General features: G+C 67.5%; 17 protein-coding genes, 2 tRNA genes and 1 other RNA gene. 12 read left to right on the top strand and 8 right to left on the bottom strand.

Annotated elements, in window-relative coordinates:
* Positions 1–28: 28 nt before the first annotated feature.
* The gene (locus tag LG3211_RS07720; protein WP_057942325.1) at positions 29–733 is read right to left on the bottom strand and encodes a PP2C family protein-serine/threonine phosphatase; all 705 of its coding nucleotides are present in this window, start codon (positions 731–733) and stop codon (positions 29–31) included.
* Positions 734–1,143: 410 nt separating this feature from the next.
* Positions 1,144–1,234 (bottom strand) — tRNA-Ser (locus LG3211_RS07725).
* Positions 1,235–1,399: 165 nt separating this feature from the next.
* Here LG3211_RS07725 and LG3211_RS07730 point away from each other — a divergent pair.
* Together LG3211_RS07730 and LG3211_RS07735 are read left to right on the top strand one after the other, a co-directional pair.
* Positions 1,400–1,804: a DUF6165 family protein gene (locus LG3211_RS07730; protein WP_057942326.1), complete on the top strand. Its 405-nt coding sequence runs from the start codon at positions 1,400–1,402 to the stop codon at positions 1,802–1,804.
* A gap of 130 nt (positions 1,805–1,934) precedes the next feature.
* Positions 1,935–2,747: a PoNe immunity protein domain-containing protein gene (locus LG3211_RS07735; protein ID WP_187313150.1), complete on the top strand. Its 813-nt coding sequence runs from the start codon at positions 1,935–1,937 to the stop codon at positions 2,745–2,747.
* A gap of 58 nt (positions 2,748–2,805) precedes the next feature.
* Here the strand turns inward: LG3211_RS07735 and LG3211_RS07740 are convergent, their stop codons facing one another.
* The 3 genes from LG3211_RS07740 to LG3211_RS07750 are packed head-to-tail and all read right to left on the bottom strand — an operon-like array spanning position 2,806 to position 5,080.
* On the bottom strand, positions 2,806–3,384 hold the full coding sequence (locus tag LG3211_RS07740) for a hypothetical protein (RefSeq protein ID WP_057942328.1): 579 nt from the start codon (positions 3,382–3,384) through the stop codon (positions 2,806–2,808).
* Between the two features lie 39 nt (positions 3,385–3,423).
* Positions 3,424–3,978 carry a riboflavin biosynthesis intermediates N-glycosidase gene (gene ybiA / locus LG3211_RS07745; protein WP_057942329.1) on the bottom strand — a complete coding sequence of 185 codons (555 nt, stop codon included), beginning with the start codon at positions 3,976–3,978 and terminating at the stop codon, positions 3,424–3,426.
* Positions 3,979–4,003: 25 nt separating this feature from the next.
* Positions 4,004–5,080: a glycosyltransferase family 9 protein gene (locus LG3211_RS07750; RefSeq protein ID WP_235110254.1), complete on the bottom strand. Its 1,077-nt coding sequence runs from the start codon at positions 5,078–5,080 to the stop codon at positions 4,004–4,006.
* Between the two features lie 22 nt (positions 5,081–5,102).
* On the opposite strand from LG3211_RS07750, the gene LG3211_RS07755 reads away from it, so the two are divergent.
* The 8 genes from LG3211_RS07755 to LG3211_RS07790 all read left to right on the top strand — a co-directional run bounded on the left by LG3211_RS07755 (position 5,103) and on the right by LG3211_RS07790 (position 11,061).
* The gene (locus LG3211_RS07755) at positions 5,103–5,852 is read left to right on the top strand and encodes a 3-deoxy-D-manno-octulosonic acid kinase (RefSeq protein WP_057942330.1); all 750 of its coding nucleotides are present in this window, start codon (positions 5,103–5,105) and stop codon (positions 5,850–5,852) included.
* Positions 5,853–5,883: 31 nt separating this feature from the next.
* A complete protein-coding gene (locus LG3211_RS07760) occupies positions 5,884–6,642 on the top strand; it encodes an MBL fold metallo-hydrolase (protein ID WP_057942331.1) in 759 nt (252 codons plus the stop codon).
* A 52-nt stretch (positions 6,643–6,694) separates the two neighbouring features.
* Complete coding sequence (moaA, locus tag LG3211_RS07765; protein WP_057942332.1) at positions 6,695–7,726, top strand: GTP 3',8-cyclase MoaA; 1,032 nt, start codon at positions 6,695–6,697, stop codon at positions 7,724–7,726.
* Between the two features lie 131 nt (positions 7,727–7,857).
* The gene (locus tag LG3211_RS27030) at positions 7,858–8,541 is read left to right on the top strand and encodes a phytanoyl-CoA dioxygenase family protein (protein WP_057942333.1); all 684 of its coding nucleotides are present in this window, start codon (positions 7,858–7,860) and stop codon (positions 8,539–8,541) included.
* A gap of 47 nt (positions 8,542–8,588) precedes the next feature.
* A complete protein-coding gene (moaC, locus tag LG3211_RS07775) occupies positions 8,589–9,053 on the top strand; it encodes a cyclic pyranopterin monophosphate synthase MoaC (protein WP_235115139.1) in 465 nt (154 codons plus the stop codon).
* A complete protein-coding gene (locus LG3211_RS07780) occupies positions 9,050–9,292 on the top strand; it encodes a MoaD/ThiS family protein (RefSeq protein WP_057942335.1) in 243 nt (80 codons plus the stop codon). The genes moaC and LG3211_RS07780 overlap by 4 nt, the downstream gene beginning before the upstream one ends.
* 3 nt (positions 9,293–9,295) lie before the next feature.
* Positions 9,296–9,721, top strand: coding sequence for a molybdenum cofactor biosynthesis protein MoaE (locus LG3211_RS07785; RefSeq protein WP_057942336.1), 426 nt, complete (start codon positions 9,296–9,298; stop codon positions 9,719–9,721).
* Positions 9,722–10,050: 329 nt separating this feature from the next.
* Positions 10,051–11,061, top strand: a complete 1,011-nt coding sequence (locus LG3211_RS07790) for a YncE family protein (protein WP_057942337.1) — start codon at positions 10,051–10,053, stop codon at positions 11,059–11,061.
* Positions 11,062–11,132: 71 nt separating this feature from the next.
* Here the strand turns inward: LG3211_RS07790 and ffs are convergent.
* An RNA gene (ffs, locus tag LG3211_RS24760) (signal recognition particle sRNA small type) lies at positions 11,133–11,229 on the bottom strand.
* A 347-nt stretch (positions 11,230–11,576) separates the two neighbouring features.
* On the opposite strand from ffs, the gene LG3211_RS07795 reads away from it, so the two are divergent.
* Positions 11,577–12,314, top strand: a complete 738-nt coding sequence (locus LG3211_RS07795; RefSeq protein ID WP_057942338.1) for a metallophosphoesterase family protein — start codon at positions 11,577–11,579, stop codon at positions 12,312–12,314.
* Between the two features lie 107 nt (positions 12,315–12,421).
* Here LG3211_RS07795 and LG3211_RS07800 read toward each other — a convergent pair whose 3' ends face one another.
* Positions 12,422–13,756 carry a glycosyl hydrolase family 28-related protein gene (locus LG3211_RS07800; protein ID WP_057942339.1) on the bottom strand — a complete coding sequence of 445 codons (1,335 nt, stop codon included), beginning with the start codon at positions 13,754–13,756 and terminating at the stop codon, positions 12,422–12,424.
* 222 nt (positions 13,757–13,978) lie between these two features.
* On the opposite strand from LG3211_RS07800, the gene LG3211_RS07805 reads away from it, so the two are divergent.
* Positions 13,979–15,322, top strand: a complete 1,344-nt coding sequence (locus LG3211_RS07805) for a threonine aldolase family protein (RefSeq protein WP_237049848.1) — start codon at positions 13,979–13,981, stop codon at positions 15,320–15,322.
* 111 nt (positions 15,323–15,433) lie between these two features.
* On the opposite strand, the gene LG3211_RS07810 is transcribed toward LG3211_RS07805, so the two are convergent.
* Positions 15,434–15,526: transfer RNA gene (locus tag LG3211_RS07810), tRNA-Ser, on the bottom strand.
* Between the last annotated feature and the right edge of the window lie 158 nt (positions 15,527–15,684).

The raw sequence follows: 15,684 nt of genomic DNA on the forward strand, positions 1-15,684 counted from the left end.
GTCGCGAGAGGCTCAGTGCCTTAGTGCCTCAGTGGCTGCGCACCAGCACCACGGTGACATTGTCCGAGCCGCCGCCGTCCAGCGCCGCGGCGACCAGCGAGTCCACGCATTCCTGCGCGCTGCAATCGTTATGCGCCAGCACCCGGGCGATGCTGCGATCGTCCACTTCCTCGGTCAGCCCGTCGCTGCACAGCAGCAGCTGCATGCCCGGGCGCAGTTCGCCGGTCATGGTCTCGACGTTGAGGTTGCGCGGGTCGGTCACGCCCAATGCCTGGGTGACGACGTTGCGGTGCGGATGGCTGCGCGCCTGCTCGTGGGTGATCGCGCCGTTGGCGATCAGCTCCTGCACGTAGCTGTGGTCCTGCGACAACTGCGCCAGATGGCCGTCGCGCCACAGGTACACGCGGCTGTCGCCGACCCAGGCCACTTCGAAGCGGTTGCCGTTGATGCGCGCGGCGACCACGGTGGTGCCCATCGGCAGCGCGTCGTTGCGGCGGCGCGAGGTGCGGATGATCTCTTCGTCGGCGATCCGGATCGCCTGCGCCAGCGCGGTGCCGTTGCGGATCTCGCGGACGATGGCCTCGCGCGCCAGAGCGCTGGCGACCTCGCCGTATTCGTGACCGCCCATGCCGTCGGCGACCAGCCACAGGCCGAGTTCGCTGTCACCGTAATAGGTGTCTTCGTTGAGTTCGCGGCGCAGGCCGACGTGCGTGAGGTGTCCGAATTCGATCATCTGCCGGTCATGCCATTCGCGTCGTCGGGTGTGCCATTGCTGAAAACGGAATCATCGCGACCGAGCGGCCGTGTGGCAAGAAAGCGTGATCCCTGCACGGCTTCATGCATGAGCGCCGATGAAGGCCGCGTGTGCGCCAGGTTGCTTGCGCGACGGTCGCGGTCCATCGATAAAGCCCTCGCCCTTGTGCGGATCGGTGTCGCCGTGGATCGAGACTCGCCCACCGCGCCCAAACCGCCGATGAAGGAGCGTGCGCGAGGCTTGTCCGGATTGCTCCGTAGAAAACGAAGCGCGGCCGCGTGGCGCGATGCGCTGCGCTCCCGGCCGGCGTCCGGCCCGGGCGCGATCGGGCACGTCGCGGCAAAACGCGAAAAACACAACGGGCCCACGAGGGGCCCGTTGTGCGTATCTGGCGGAGAGGGGGGGATTCGAACCCCCGGTACGCTATAAACGTACGCCTGATTTCGAGTCAGGTACATTCAACCACTCTGCCACCTCTCCGGGTGCAGTGAGCCGCAAATGATACGGGGTGGCGCGGCCGACCACAAGCGGCGGCCGCCGGCTTTCCGGCGCACACGCCCGCCGATCCGCCCGGCCGCGGCCAAGCCCGCGCGCGCGGCTCGGGGCTACACTAATCGCCCCCTTCGCAAACCACGGTCGCGCCCCATGTCCGAAATCCTGGTCCCGGTGTCCTTTGGCGAACTGCTGGACAAGATCTCGATCCTGCAGATCAAGTCCGAGCGCATGAGCGACGAAGCCAAGCTGGCCAACGTGCGCAACGAGCTGACCGCGCTGGAGCGGACCTGGATGGCGCACCCGGCCGCCGGCAGCGACATCGTCCGCCTGCGCGCCGAGCTCAAGGCCGTCAACGAGCGCCTGTGGGTGATCGAGGACGACATCCGCATCAAGGAGAAGGCGCAGGAGTTCGATGCCGAGTTCATCCGCCTGGCGCGCTCGGTCTATGTCGAGAACGACGTGCGCGCCCGGGTCAAGAAAGAGATCAACCTGGCGCTGGGCTCGACCTACGTGGAAGAGAAGTCCTACCAGGACTACGGCACCGGCGCGTTCTGACCACCCCCGCCGGCGTACCCTCCCGCCGTATGGCCGATTCCAGACCGCGCCCGGCCGGCGCCTGGCTGTACGACGATCTGCTCGCCTGGCCACGACCGGGCGGGCGGTCGCCGACCGCGCCGGCCCTGCGATGACCCCGACACCTTTCCAGCAACGGCGCCGCCAGCCGTTGTTGAACGAAGACTATTACCTGTTCTACAACGACCATGTCCGCACTCACACGATGGCGGACATCGAGCACGCGCTGCTCCATGGCGAGTTGTCGGATGAGATGCGCTGGCTCGAATACCGCCGCAAGGCGGATGAGTTGTACGAAATGATGGTGCGCGACTACACCGCGGGCCAGCCGATCGGCGAGTTTCGCGAACGGCTCGGCGCCGTCGTCGCGGCCTACCAGGACGCGGCTCATTTCAACCGCATCTTCGAAAACGAACCGGCGATGCCGCTGTTCGACTTCCGCTACAAGGACGACTACGTGCGCGTGGTGGATCTGGTGTCGCTGCCGATTCTTCTGCATCGCGAAGACCTGATCCCCGCCGTGTATTCCTTGTTCAAGGGCGGCGCCCCGGACGAAAACGATGCCTTGATCGAGGACCTCCTGGGCAAGTACCTGCCCGATCGGCCGTATCTGGAGGACAGCTATCAGCCGGTGCCCTACGGCATCTTGCTCGATGCGACCGCGCAAACGCCGATGGAGGAAAAGCAGGAAGACATCGCGTTGTTTCTGGATGCGTGGTATCCGGCCATGCAGGGCGTGGGCTGGTACGACTGCCACAAGCACCAGTCGCCGGACGGCGCCGGCGGTCATTTCGGCTATTGGACCTTCGATGCGGCGGCGGTGGCGTATCTGTACGAGGTGGACGACACACCGTTCCGCGAGCATCCGCACTACCCGAAGGATCTGGCCGATTTCGCGCGCTCGATGCCGCGCGCGAAGATTTGACGGCATTGGCGCGCATTACGCCGTAGCGCCGCTTCGCCTCCAGCCCGGCCGAGCGCGCTCAGGTCGAGGTTCGATCCGCCTCGGCGTGCTGGTACAACACCGTGTGCAACTCATCTGGCTTCGTCGCCGGGTTTGGCGAGGCCAGCGACTCCCAGGATCGGTTCGCGACGGCGATACCGAGTTCGTCGAACCGCTCGGCATGCTCGGCGAAGGCTTCGTCGTCGTCGAACACGCGATCGCCGATCAGCGCTTCGACCAGGCCGCGGCCCTGCAGCAGCGCGAACTGCCCTTCGTTGTCGTACTTGACGATCGCCGCGTCCGCCAGCGCCGCGCCTTCCGGGCCGTGCCAGTAGCCGAACAGATTGCTTTCCTCGTCCTCGACGAAAAAGCTGATCAAGGCGCAGACCTGCTCGGTGGCCACGATGCCGGCGGCGATCGAGGGGTCGTCGAGTTCGTCCTGGCTCATGTAGCTGCCGGGATTGAGCAGCGTCGGCGCGTCGTCGGGCGCGAGCAGGCGGCAGCCGAGTTCGGACAGCGCTTCGTCCAGGCCGTCGTCCTGCGCGGCGTTCAATCGCAGCAGCGCGGCCAGATCGGCCGGCGGCGGGCCGTATTCGTCGTCGGGGATTCCCAGGGGCATGCGGGCCTCGTCTTGGTCGGTGTCGTGGTCAGTCTGCCGTCAGTTCGTTGCGCGCAAGCGATCGCGTACGTCCATCAGTGCGAAGCCGAGCAGGTTGAGCCCGCGCCAGCGCTCCGGCCGGGTCGCATCCGGATCGTCCGCGGCCAGGCCGATGCCCCAGATCGGATCGACCGGGCTGGCCTCGACCAATACCTGCTCGCCGGTCGCGAGCAAAAACTCGCCCAGCGCCGGGTTCTGCGCGAACTTGGCCTGATTGCCGGCGACCACGATCGCGTATCGGTGCTGGACCCAGCGCGCTTCGTCGAAGCCGGCGATCTTGCGGCCCAACGCCTTGACTTGGGCCGGGTCGTCGCTGGCGGCGATCTTCGCGTGCATGGCTTCGTCGCCGAACAGGCGCGCTTTGCCGGCCATCATCCAATGTTCGGCGGTGGTGTAACGCAGCCCCTCGATCTCGAACGGCGCCGGATACCACTGGCTGAAGCAGCTTTTGCCGACCTTGCCCGGCGCGATGCGATGGCCCCAGAAGCACAGGTAATCGAATGCGGCGCCGTCATCGAGCGCGGTGGTGAGTTGATCCAAAGAGCGGGGCGACATCGGTGCGGTCCTTGCGGGTTGGTTCTCAAACGGCCGGATGATCGGCCACGTAGCGCTCGAACGCGGCGATGCCGTCGTCGACCGTGATCAGGTCCATGACCCCGTCGTGTTCGATCTTGGTGCCCCAGGCGATCTCGCTCGCGGACTTGCCCAGATACTTGCGCGCGGCGTCGTCGTAGCGGTCGGCGCAGTAGCGCAGATCGCTGTAGGGGCCGCTGCGCGCCGGGTTGCTGGCCGCGTGCAGGCCCAGCACCTTGGTGCCCATGGCGTTGGCGATGTGCATCGGGCCCGAATCGGGCGTCATCAGCAACTGGCCGCGCTCCAGCAGCGCCGGCAGTTGCTTCAGCGTGTCCTTGCCGACCAGATCCAGGGCCGGATGTTTCATCGCGGCGACAATCGCATCGGTGGTGTCGCGTTCGAGCTGGCTGCGCCCGCCGCACATCACCACGCGCCAGCCGCGCTGGGCGGCGTGGTCGGCGACCGCGGCGTAGCGCTCGGGCCGCCAGTTGCGCAGGGTGTGGCTGGAACACGGCGAAATCAGCAAAGTCGGCACAGTGTCGAGCGGCCACTGCGCGCGCGCCCATTCGCGCGCCTCCTCGGGCACCGGCAGGTCCCAGATCACTTCGGTCTGGCGCAGGCCCAGCGGCTCGCAGAAGCTGCCGATCGCGTCGAGCACGTGGATGCCCGGACGGTCGGGAATGCGCTCGTTGACGAACAGGCCGTGCAGATCCTTCGAGCGCGAGCGGTCGTAGCCGACCCGGCGCTCGGCCGGGATGAACGCCGACAGCAGGTTGGCGCGCGCGGCCACCTGCATTTGCAGCAGTACGTCGAAGCGCCCGCCCGGCAGCGGCCGCTCGCGCAGGGCGCGGCGCAGGGCGCGCATGCCGGCCAGGCCGCTTTTCTTGTCGTATTCGAGGAAATCCACGCCTTCCAGGCCTTCCAGCAGGCGCCGCTCGCCCTTGCCGATCACCCAGGTGATCGAGGCCCGCGGCCGCGCCGCGCGCAAGGTGCGCACCAGCGGCACGACGTGGGTGACATCGCCCAGCGCCGACAGGCGCAGCAGGCAGATCGCGGGGGAGGCGCTGAGAGACGATTGGGCCACGTGACTTGTTAGACTCCGGCGGATGACGGGTTATGACGCCGCTGAGGGATTGACGCCGTACCGCGACGATAGCGGTTACGGCGCGATTCTGTTCGACCGCCAGCGGGTGCAGCAAGCCGTGCCGGAGTGGTTCTCGCCCGCGCATTGGGGCGAAAAGGCGCGTCCGGTGGACAGCGGCGGCCGCGGCGGCGCCTGGTTCGTCGATGCGCCGTTCGGCCAGGCCGTGCTGCGGCGCTACCTGCGCGGCGGGCTGGTGGCGCGCTTCAACCGCGACCGCTACTGGTGGCGCGGCGCCAATCTCACCCGCAGCTTCGCCGAGTTCCGCCTGACCCGCCAGCTCGCGCGCAAGGGCCTGCCGGTGCCGGTGCCGATCGCCGCCTGGTACCGCCGCGACGGCCTGCATTACTACGCCGCGATCCTGATCGAGCGCCTCAACGACGTGCGCTCGCTGGCCGACCGAGCCGCGGTCGCCGGCGACGGCGCGCCGTGGGAGGAGGTCGGCCGGCTGATCGCGCGCTGCCACCGCGCCGGCCTGGACCATGCCGACCTCAACGCGACCAATCTGCTGTTCGACACCGCCGGCCGCGGCTGGGTGATCGACCTGGACCGCGGCGCGATCCGCATTCCGGCCACCGCCTGGCGCGAACGCAACCTGGCCCGGCTCAAGCGCTCGCTGCTGAAATTGCGCGGCTCGCGCAGCCCAGCCGAGGTCGAGCGCGACTTCGCTCGCCTGCGCGCGGCCTATGACCGCGCCTGGGAACGTGGTTACTAGAGAGACTTACCAGCGTTCGAAAGGGGACGGAATGACTTGGCGGCTGCGTCTGCACGGTGTCGGCAATGCCTCGGCGGTGGAACTGGGTTCGGCGATGGCGACCCTGGAGCGCGACGGCGAGCCCTGGCTGACCGTCGATTGCGGCGGCGAAGGCCTGACCGCCTTCCTCGCCCAGTACGGGCGCATGCCCGAGGCCTTGTTCCTCACCCACACCCACATGGACCACATCGCCGGCTTCGAGCGGCTGTTCGTGGCGCATTACTTCGACCAGGCCCGGCGCGGCAAGCCGAAGCTCTACATCCCCGCGCCGATCGTGCCGCTGCTGCAGCAGCGCGTGGCCGATTACCCCAACGTGCTGGCCGAGGGCGGGGTGAATTTCTGGGACGCGTTCCAGCTGATCCCGGTCAGCGGCCATTTCTGGCATCGCGGCCTGCGCATGGAAGTGTTCGCGACCCGTCACCACTGGCCCGACACCGCCTTCGGCCTGCGCCTGCGCGGCAGCGCGGTGTGGACCGGCGACACCCGGCCGATTCCCGAGGCGCTGGCCAAATACGCCGACCAGGGCGAGCTGATCGCCCACGACTGCGCCCTGCACGGCAACCCCTCGCACAGCGGCATCGAGGACCTGGAGCGCGAATACCCGCGCGAACTGCTGAACCGGTGCCTGCTTTACCACTACGGCAGCCGCGAGGAAGGCGACGCGCTGGCCGCGCGGGGGTATCGTGTCGGCAGGCCCGGCGAGGTCGTGGATCTCGCCGAACCCACCGCCCAGCAGGTGCGCATTGCTTGAGCATCCGCGCTTGAGGGCATCCTGTTGAGAGCCGTCGATTGAGAGCCTTCGCGTGAACGCCGTCCCCGGTCTGCCGCCTTCGTCCTTGCCGCTGGATCGGCACGGCAGGCCGCTGCGCGACCTGCGTTTGTCGGTAATCGAGGCCTGCAACTTCCGTTGCCCCTACTGCATGCCCGCCGAGCGCGTAGCGGACGACTACGGCCTGGACGCGGCGGCGCGGCTGAGCTTCGAGGAAATCGAGGCCCTGGTGCGCGGTTTCGTCCGCATCGGCGTGACCAAGCTGCGCCTGACCGGCGGCGAGCCCCTGCTGCGCAAGCGCCTGCCCGAGCTGATCGAACGGCTGGCGCGGATCGACAGCCTGGACGATCTGGCCCTGACCACCAACGGCTCGCTGCTCGCGCGCCAGGCCCGCGCGCTGCGCGAGGCCGGCCTGCGGCGCCTGACTGTGAGCCTGGACGCGCTGGCTCCGGACCTGTTCCGGCGCCTGTCCGGCGGCCGCGGCGAAATCGCCGACGTGCTGGCTGGCATCGCGGCCGCGCAGGAGGCGGGCTTCGATTCGCTGAAGATCAACTGCGTGATCCAGCGCGGCGTCAACGAAGACCAGGTGTTGCCGCTGGCCGAGCATTTTCGCGGCAGCGGTCACGTGCTGCGTTTCATCGAATACATGGACGTGGGCAACTGCAACGGCTGGAGCGAGCAGGGCGTGGTGACCTCGCAGGAACTGCGCGACCGCCTGCACGCGCGCTGGCCCATGCGCGCGCTCGACGCCAACTACCGCGGCGAAGTCGCCTCGCGCTACGCCTATCTCGACGGCCGGGGCGAAATCGGCTTCGTGTCCTCGATCAGCGCGCCGTTCTGCGGCGACTGCCACCGCTCGCGCGTATCCGCCGACGGCCGCCTCTACACCTGTTTGTTCGCCGCCGAAGGCACGGACCTGCGGCCCGCGCTCGCCCACGGCGAAGCCGCCTTCGCCCAGCGCCTGGCCGAACTGTGGTCGCGCCGCAACGACCGCTACAGCGAACTGCGCGCGATGGACGCGCCGCGCTCGAAGCGGCATGTGGAGATGTTCTTGATTGGCGGTTGAGCGGTGCGTGCGATGAATCGCCCGATAGCCCCTCTCCCGTTCACGGGAGAGGGGTTGGGGTGAGGGCCGGGAGCCGATGCGCCCGCTCCCGCTACCATCGGCTTTCCGTTTAGAACCGACCTTTCCTGCGCATGACGCCCCCAGCATTGGCATCCGACGGTTTCCTGACGATAAGCGCCGCGCTCCCCGCAGCGACGCTTGCGCAGATCGCCGCGCAGCCCGGGATCGCCGACGAAAGCGATTCGGACGCAGGCACACGCAATCTGTTGACCCAATCCTGGTGCCGCGCCCTGGCCGCCGTCCTGCGCGAACGACTGCTCGATGCGAAGGTACTGCAGGCCGACAACGCCGCCGTGCAATGCACGCTGTTTCGCAAGAGCCACGCCACCAACTGGAAGGTCGCCTTGCACCAGGATCTCTCGATTCCGGTCGCGCAACGCGTCGAGCACCCGCAGTTGCAGGCATGGTCGAAGAAAGAAGGCGGCCACTTCGTTCAGCCACCGGTCGCGCTGTTGCAGCGCCTCATGGCGGTGCGTCTGCACGTGGACCCCTGCGGCCCCGGCGACGGCCCGCTGCGCGTGATTCCCGGCTCGCACCGCCACGGCAAACTGGACGCAGCGCACGCCGCGGCCTTGCGCCAGGAGTACGGCGAGACTGAATGCACCGCGCAGCCCGGCGATCTGCTTATCATGCAACCGTTGCTGCTGCATGCCTCGTCCAAGGCGATCGAACCCTCGGGGCGGCGGCGCGTTCTGCACTTTCTGTTCGGCCCGCACGATCCCGGGTTCGGACTGCGTTGGAGTACCGCGATTTGAAATCCAAGGCTTCCCTGACCCATGTCGATCGCGACGGCCGTCCGGCCATGGTCGATGTGTCGGACAAGACCGTCACCGCGCGCGAAGCGGTCGCGCAATGCCGCGTGCGTTTTCCCGTCGCGGTCGCCGCGCAGTTGCGCGCCAGCGGGCTGAAGAGCAAGAAAGGCGCGGTGATCGACACCGCGATCATCGCCGGAACCATGGCGGTCAAGCGCACCCACGAGCTGATTCCGTTCTGCCATCCGCTGCCGATCGACGGCTGCCGTTTTTCCGTCGATTGGGACGGCGACAACGCGCTGATGATCGAATGCGCGGTCAAGACCACCCATCGCACCGGCGTGGAAATGGAAGCGCTGACCGGCGCGACGGTCGCGGCGCTGACGGTATACGACATGTGCAAGGCCTTGTCGCATGCGATCGTGCTCGGGCCGGCGAAGCTGCTCGGCAAGCGCGGCGGCAAGCGCGACTTCGGCAAGCGCGATCCCGGCCGCGGCGCGGGGAAGGGCGCATGAGCCGGCTGACCGTGTTGTATTTCGCCAGCCTGCGCGACGCCGCCGGCGTCGCCAGCGAGTCGGTCGAGGCCGATGCGCGCGACCTGCGCGGGCTGTACGAATCGCTGCGCGCCCGTCACGGTTTCGCGCTGCCGGTCGAGCGCCTGCGCGTGGCCGTGGACGGCGCGTTCGCGCGCTGGGACGAAGCGCCGCGCGCGGGCAGCGAAGTCGCTTTCATTCCGCCGGTTTCGGGAGGCTGAGCGATGCAGCGATTCGCCTTGTCCGAGGTGCCGTTCGAGATTGCGCCGCTGCGCGAACGATTGCTCAGCGCGCATGCCGGCGCCTATGCCAGCTTCGAGGGCTGGGTGCGCGATCACCACGGCGGCCGCGCGGTCGCCGGACTGCGTTACGAGAGTTATGCCGCCCTGGCCCAGAGCGAGGGCGACAAGATCATGGCCGAGGCGATCGAGCGCTTCGCCATCGTCGATGCGTGCTGCGTGCATCGCGTCGGCGATCTGGCGATCGGCGAACTCGCGGTGTGGGTCGGCGTCAGCGCCGCGCATCGCGACGCGGCCTTCGCCGCCTGCCGTTTCATCATCGATGAGACCAAGGGGCGGGTGCCGATCTGGAAGCATGAGCGCTATGCCGACGGCGATGCGGATTGGCTGCATCCAACCGCACCCGCGTAAAACAGGGCCGACTATCCCCATCGAGGCGACAAGCTTCGCGCCTCTCGTTGGAGCCTGTTCAAAATCGTTGCTTCGGGCTCCGACCATCCGCATTTTTTGCTCGTCGTTCCCGCGAACGCGGGCTCTGCTTTACTTCGGCGGAGCCGAATATCCAGCGACTTCAAACGTTCTCGCACGAAAGGCACTGGATTCCCGCGTTCGCGGGAATGACGAATCTGTTTTTTCACTGGCTTAGGCGCACCCCTTGCCAGCACGACACCCCGCCACACATGAACCCACCTCGCATTTGCGGTAGCTTCGACCTCCCGCATCGAACCACCGGAGCCGTCATGTCCCGTGCGCTGTGTCTTTCCTTGCTGCTGTGCGCTGCCTTGCCCGCGGTGTCGGGCGAGATTTTGGTCGGCAACAAAGCCGCCGACACGGTCTGGCGTCTGTCGCTGGACGACGGCCGCAAGCTTGGCGAATTTCCGACCAATCGGGCGCCGCATGAGATCGTGGTCAATCACGCCGGCAGCGTCGCCCTGGTCGCCAATTACGGCGGCGGCGACAAGCCCGGCAACAGTTTGAGCGTGCTCGATCTGCGTGGCGGCGCGGCGCCGCGGATCATCGATCTGGGCCGGCACGGCCGTCCGCACGGCCTGCGCCTCCTGCCCGGCGACCGCGAAGCGTTGGCGACCACCGAGGCGTCGCAGCATCTGATCCGCATCGATATCGCCAGCGGCAAGATCGTCGCCGAGATTCCGCTGGGCGAGGGCAAGGGCCACATGGTCGCGATCGCCGCCGACGGCAAGACCGCGTATGTGACCAAGGTCGATCGAGGCACCGTCAGCCGCATCGATCTGGGCGACAACACCAAGACGGACGAAGTCGATGCCGGCAAAGGCGCGGAAGGCGTCGCGGTGCGCCCGGGCAGCGGCGAGGTCTGGGTCAGCAACCGCGAGGCCGGCACGGTGACCGTGCACGATCCGCGCACGCTGGCGATCCGGGCGACCTTGCCCAGTCCGGGATTCCCGATCCGCGTCGCCTTTACCGCCGATGGTCGCCAGGCCTTGGTGAGCAATGCGCGCGCGGCGACCTTGTCGGTGTTCGATGCGAAGCGCAAGAAAGTCTTGGCGACGGTGGAGCTGACCCGCGCCGGCGCCGAGTATCGCGACACCATGCTCGGCCGCGCGGCGCTGCCGATCGGCGTGGTCGCCGATCCGAAGCGGCCGCGGGTGTATGTGGCGATCAGCGGCGGCGATGAGATCGCGGTGATCGATCGCAAGACCTGGAAGCCGGTGGCGCAGTGGAAGACCGGGCGCGAGCCGGATGCGCTGGCGTTGTCGTTCGGCGGCGACTGAGTGTTTGAGGCCTGGGCGGAGCGACGTCTCGGCTTGAGAGTGCGTTAAACCTGGGCCCGAAAAGGCGGCGGCCCCGCAAGCGTGACTCCGGCGCCCGAATCAGTCGATACCGTTGCTGCCTTCCGGCCCTGGCGGGATTTTCAACTTATCGTCGCGGAGGCGCCAACGGGGCCACCATAGATTCGCATGCGCGCCGTGGCGCCATGCTGCGTCCGAATCGGGTGCGGGCGCCGGTGGGCGGCCCGGATCGTCACCGGAGGGGCGGCATTCTGCCTGAAAGCCGGCCCGCGGCGCAAACCCGGGTTGGCGGCGCGAGCGCAAGGCCCGCCGCACAGCCGGATGGGCGCGGTTGCGGTCGTCCGGCGGCGCGATCGCGGGGCTGTTTGCGCGAAGTCCGGCGTGCCGCGCGAGCCGCGCCGGCTCGCTTCGTCCCGTCCCGTAACCGCCGTCCTCGCCGTCCGTCCGTTGAGCCGCCCGGCGGCCACCGTATGACAGCGACGCCTTAAGATCGGCGCATGCGCATCGCCGTCCTTTCCGATATCCACGGCAACCTCGCCGCCCTCGACGCCGTGCTGGCCGACATCCGGCGCCGCGGCGCCGACCGGATCGTCGATCTGGGCGATCTGCTGTCCGGCCCGCTGCAGGTCAGCGAAACCGCCGACCGCCTGATCGCCCTGGCGCTGCCGACCATCGCCGGCAATCACGAGCGGCAGGTGCTCAACGATGCGTTCGAGCGCATGGGCGAATCCGACCGCCACGCGGTCGCGCAGATCCGCCCCGATCAGCGCGACTGGTTGCGCAGCCTGCCGCCGACCCTGCGCTTGAACGACGACGTGCTGATGGTGCACGGCACCCCGCGCAGCGATCTGGAATGTTTCCTGGAAACCATCGACGCCCACGGCATGCGCGCGGCCACTCCGGCCGAAGTCGGCGAACGCGCCGGCGCCGCCGATGCCCGGGTGATCCTGTGCGGCCACACCCACGTGCCGCGCAGCCTGCGCCTGGACGATGGTCGCCTGATCGTCAATCCCGGCAGCGTCGGCTTGCAGGCCTACAGCGACGAACGCCCGCATCCGCACAAGGTCGAGAACGGCTCGCCGCAGGCGCGCTATGCGATCGTCGAGCGCGGCGGCGACGGCGATTGGAACGCGCACCAGTTCGCGGTGGATTACGACTGGAACGCCGCCGCCGCGTTGGCCTTGCGCAACGGCCGGCCGGACTGGGCGCGCGCCTTGGCGACCGGGTACGTCTGAGCGGCTTCGCCAGAGCGAACGCTGCAATCGCTTAAGTCGCCGATGCGCCGGAGGTTCAAACACTTCGCCATCGGCGGCGCGACGATTCCCCGTCGCGCCGCTTCCGCTTACTTCTGCACCAGGAACTTGTCCATCGTGTAGTTGAGCGTGTGGCATTGCTCGAACACGAGCCGGCTGCGATTGGCGGTGGCGTAGGACTCGTGCCGGCCCATCAGCTGGCACGACTGCCACTTCACGTACGGCATGTCGCCGTTGAACGGCCGATACGTCACCGGCACCGACACCGGGCCGATATGGCTCTGGAACGAGCGCGCCGCATCGGTGCAGGCGATGAAGCTGATGTTGCCGTTGGCCGCGTCCCAGCCGCAGTCCATCAACTTGCTCTTGGCGTGGCGCAATTCGAAACGCACGCCGATCACGATCAGCGTCTTGACCGTGTTGTTGTGCGGGCCTGGCGGCAGATCGAAGAACACCGACGGCGTATCCACGTCCTCGTTGCACTGAATCCACGAGCCGCCGTACACGTTGACGTAGCCGCCGCGGGCGAAGCGCAGCAAGGTGCCGCTGCGGTATTCGAACTTGCAGTCGCGGAACCAGAAATTCAGGAACTGATCCTGCTGGCTCACCGTCGGGGTCATGCCCGAATGCAGGAAGGCGTCGCCCAGGACCACGTCGTTGGCCAGATGGCAGCGGTTGAACGACCACTCCGAATTGAGATTGGAATCGCCCGGGCCGTCCAGGCCGATCACCCGGTTCCACGGGCCTCGCCATTCCACGTCGTCGAAGGCGAAATCCTGGTTGGTGCCCTGCGCGAGCGAGGACCAGCAGTAGATCCAGTTCAATCCCGGACGGCTGGCGCGGAAGGTGATCTCGCGCACCCGCAACTGCCGCAGGCGGCCGTGCGCGGTCAGCAGATTGTCCGCGAACCTGTCGCCGCCGCCGGCCACCGCGTCGAAAACGATTTCCGAGCTGCGCTTGCCCTGGCCTTCGATCACGTAGCCGTTGATCTTCTTCTTGATGTCGCCCTTGGGCAGCAGCGCGTCGGCCTTGGTGACGCGATAAATGCCGGCCGGGAAATACAGGTGATGGGTCAGCCAGCCGTTGCCGTTGGCCGAGGCCAGCACCGCGTCGCGCGCGGCGACGATGGCTGCGGTGTCGTCGGTGCTGCCGTTGCCGACCGCGCCGTAGTCCTTGACGTTGATCCGGCCCGGTTCGGCGGCAAGGGTCGCGGCCGGCGCGAACGCGGCATCGCGGCGCGGCGGCGGTGCGCCGCCAATCGAACGGTCCTGGAACGCCGAGCCGCCGATCGAAGCGGCGGTGGTCGCCGCGGCCGCCGCGCCCGCGCCGGCGATCATGCCGGCCGCGCCGATCAGCTTGCGTCGCGAACGCGAGGAGGGCGCCGAATCGCCGCCCGGAGCGTCGCCGGATAACTTCTTGCTCATCTGAAATCCTTGAGTTGGATTGCCGTGGAGTGATCGCGCCCGCCGTCGCTTCGTGGCGGCGGACGCGGCAGCCGCGCGGCGGCAGATCTCTCCCCAGGCCGCCGCGAGGCGCGCGCAATCTAGAGGCGCGACTTCGCGCACGAATGCGAACACCGACGCAATTCGCACAGTTGCGTTGCAACGAGGCTGTAATGAATCGTGCGATTGCGCGGTGGGTCGCGAATGCACAATTGGCGCGCGGGTAATGCCGCGCGCTGGAGAAAGACAAATGTTTTCTCTGTAGATATGGGCGGTAGTTTCTTGCCGCGCGCAGGTGCTTGCCTGCGGCGGGGCGGACGACGTGTCTGGATGGTCCGAGAGGCGCTCTCGACCGGTCGCCATGTCCGGCGTTGCGCACGCGGCCGATGGAGGCGCGGCTTTTGGGGACTCGATGGCAGTTTCTTGCATGGCAATGTGATCGACGATCGCCAGCCCCTTGCGCATGGCTGTGGTTTTCTGCAGGGTCGCTATCGATCGAACTCAACCCCAATGGCTATGTACAGCTTCCTTGACGACTACAGCGAAGGCGCCCACCCGGACATCCTGCGCGCCCTGACCGATTCCAACTGGGTGCAGCAGACCTCCTATGGCACCGACAGCCATACCGAAGACGCGGCGAACAAAATCAAGGCGCATCTGGGCGAGGGCTTCGCCGGCGCGATCCACTTCGTCGCCAGCGGCACCATGGCCAACATCGTGTCGATCGCCAGCTGTCTGCGCCCGCACGAAGCCGTCATCGCCGTCGCCTCGGGGCATATCGTGTTGCGCGAGGCCGGCGCCATCGAGGCGACCGGGCACAAACTCATCGTCGTTCCCGCGGTCGATGGAAAGCTCACGACCGCTACGGTCGAGGCTGCGCTGGCGAGCAACGCCCACTTTCCGCACATGGCCAAGCCGCGGCTGATCTACCTGTCCAACGCGACGGAAACCGGCACGATCTACACGCTCGCCGAACTGCGCGACCTGTCTGCACTGGCCAAGCGCCGCGGCCTGATCCTGTTCCTCGACGGCGCCCGCTTGGGCGCCGCGCTGGCCTCGCCCAAGAACGACGCGAGCCTCGCCGACATCGCCTCCCTGGTCGATCTGTTCTGGATCGGCGGCACGAAGCTCGGCGCGTTGCTGGGCGAGGCGATCGTCGTATGCAACCCGGCCTTGAGCGAAGACTTCGCCTTCCACGTCAAACAACGCGGCGCGATGCTGGCCAAGGGCCGCTTGCTGGGCATTCAATTCCAGCAGTTGTTCGGCGCCAATCACTTGTTCTCATCCCTGGCGCAACACGCGAACGCCATGGCGGCGAAGCTGGCCGCCGGAATCGTGTCGGCCGGACACAGCCTGGCCGCGGACACCGAGACCAATCAGGTATTCCCGATCCTGCCGAACGCCGTCATAGCGGCGCTTCAATCCCACTTCGCGTTCTACGTCTGGGCGAAGGCGGACGACGAGCACTCGGTTATCCGCTTGGTCACTTCGTGGGCGACCGAAGAACATCAAGTCGATTCGTTTCTGTCGCATCTCGCGGCCGCATGACGGACACAGGCCCGCGACACCGCAAGCAAATGCGCGGTCATGGGCTGGGCGACGGGTAAGGCGATGCCAGAAATAAATAAGCCCCTGAAATCAGGGGCTTATTTAATGATCTGGCGGAGAGAGGGGGATTCGAACCCCCGAAGCGCGGTTTAGACGCTTACACACTTTCCAGGCGTGCTCCTTCAACCACTCGGACACCTCTCCGGATCTGTCCGGACCGCGTGCGCGGGCCGTGCAGGGCCGTGGATTCTAGCCGTCGCCGGCTCCGGGAACAAGCCGCTTCGTGGCGGCGCGGGTGCGCGAGCGTGGCCGAGGCGCGATCGGGCCGGAACCGCGCGAATGTCGGGCCCGCGATCGCATCC

The sequence above is a fragment of the Lysobacter gummosus genome, from assembly GCF_001442805.1.
GTDB lineage: Bacteria > Pseudomonadota > Gammaproteobacteria > Xanthomonadales > Xanthomonadaceae > Lysobacter > Lysobacter gummosus.

Coding starts and splice junctions, on each gene's coding strand:
- LG3211_RS07795 (WP_057942338.1), top strand. CDS start 11,577: ATGCGCATCGCCGTCCTTTCCGATATCCACGGCAACCTCGCCGCCCTC.
- LG3211_RS07720 (WP_057942325.1), bottom strand. CDS start 733: ATGATCGAATTCGGACACCTCACGCACGTCGGCCTGCGCCGCGAACTC.
- LG3211_RS07790 (WP_057942337.1), top strand. CDS start 10,051: ATGTCCCGTGCGCTGTGTCTTTCCTTGCTGCTGTGCGCTGCCTTGCCC.
- moaC (WP_235115139.1), top strand. CDS start 8,589: ATGGTCGATGTGTCGGACAAGACCGTCACCGCGCGCGAAGCGGTCGCG.
- LG3211_RS07740 (WP_057942328.1), bottom strand. CDS start 3,384: ATGCCCCTGGGAATCCCCGACGACGAATACGGCCCGCCGCCGGCCGAT.
- LG3211_RS07735 (WP_187313150.1), top strand. CDS start 1,935: ATGACCCCGACACCTTTCCAGCAACGGCGCCGCCAGCCGTTGTTGAAC.
- LG3211_RS07780 (WP_057942335.1), top strand. CDS start 9,050: ATGAGCCGGCTGACCGTGTTGTATTTCGCCAGCCTGCGCGACGCCGCC.
- LG3211_RS07805 (WP_237049848.1), top strand. CDS start 13,979: ATGCACAATTGGCGCGCGGGTAATGCCGCGCGCTGGAGAAAGACAAAT.
- LG3211_RS07755 (WP_057942330.1), top strand. CDS start 5,103: ATGACGGGTTATGACGCCGCTGAGGGATTGACGCCGTACCGCGACGAT.
- LG3211_RS07760 (WP_057942331.1), top strand. CDS start 5,884: ATGACTTGGCGGCTGCGTCTGCACGGTGTCGGCAATGCCTCGGCGGTG.
- LG3211_RS07730 (WP_057942326.1), top strand. CDS start 1,400: ATGTCCGAAATCCTGGTCCCGGTGTCCTTTGGCGAACTGCTGGACAAG.
- LG3211_RS07800 (WP_057942339.1), bottom strand. CDS start 13,756: ATGAGCAAGAAGTTATCCGGCGACGCTCCGGGCGGCGATTCGGCGCCC.
- LG3211_RS07785 (WP_057942336.1), top strand. CDS start 9,296: ATGCAGCGATTCGCCTTGTCCGAGGTGCCGTTCGAGATTGCGCCGCTG.
- LG3211_RS27030 (WP_057942333.1), top strand. CDS start 7,858: ATGACGCCCCCAGCATTGGCATCCGACGGTTTCCTGACGATAAGCGCC.
- ybiA (WP_057942329.1), bottom strand. CDS start 3,978: ATGTCGCCCCGCTCTTTGGATCAACTCACCACCGCGCTCGATGACGGC.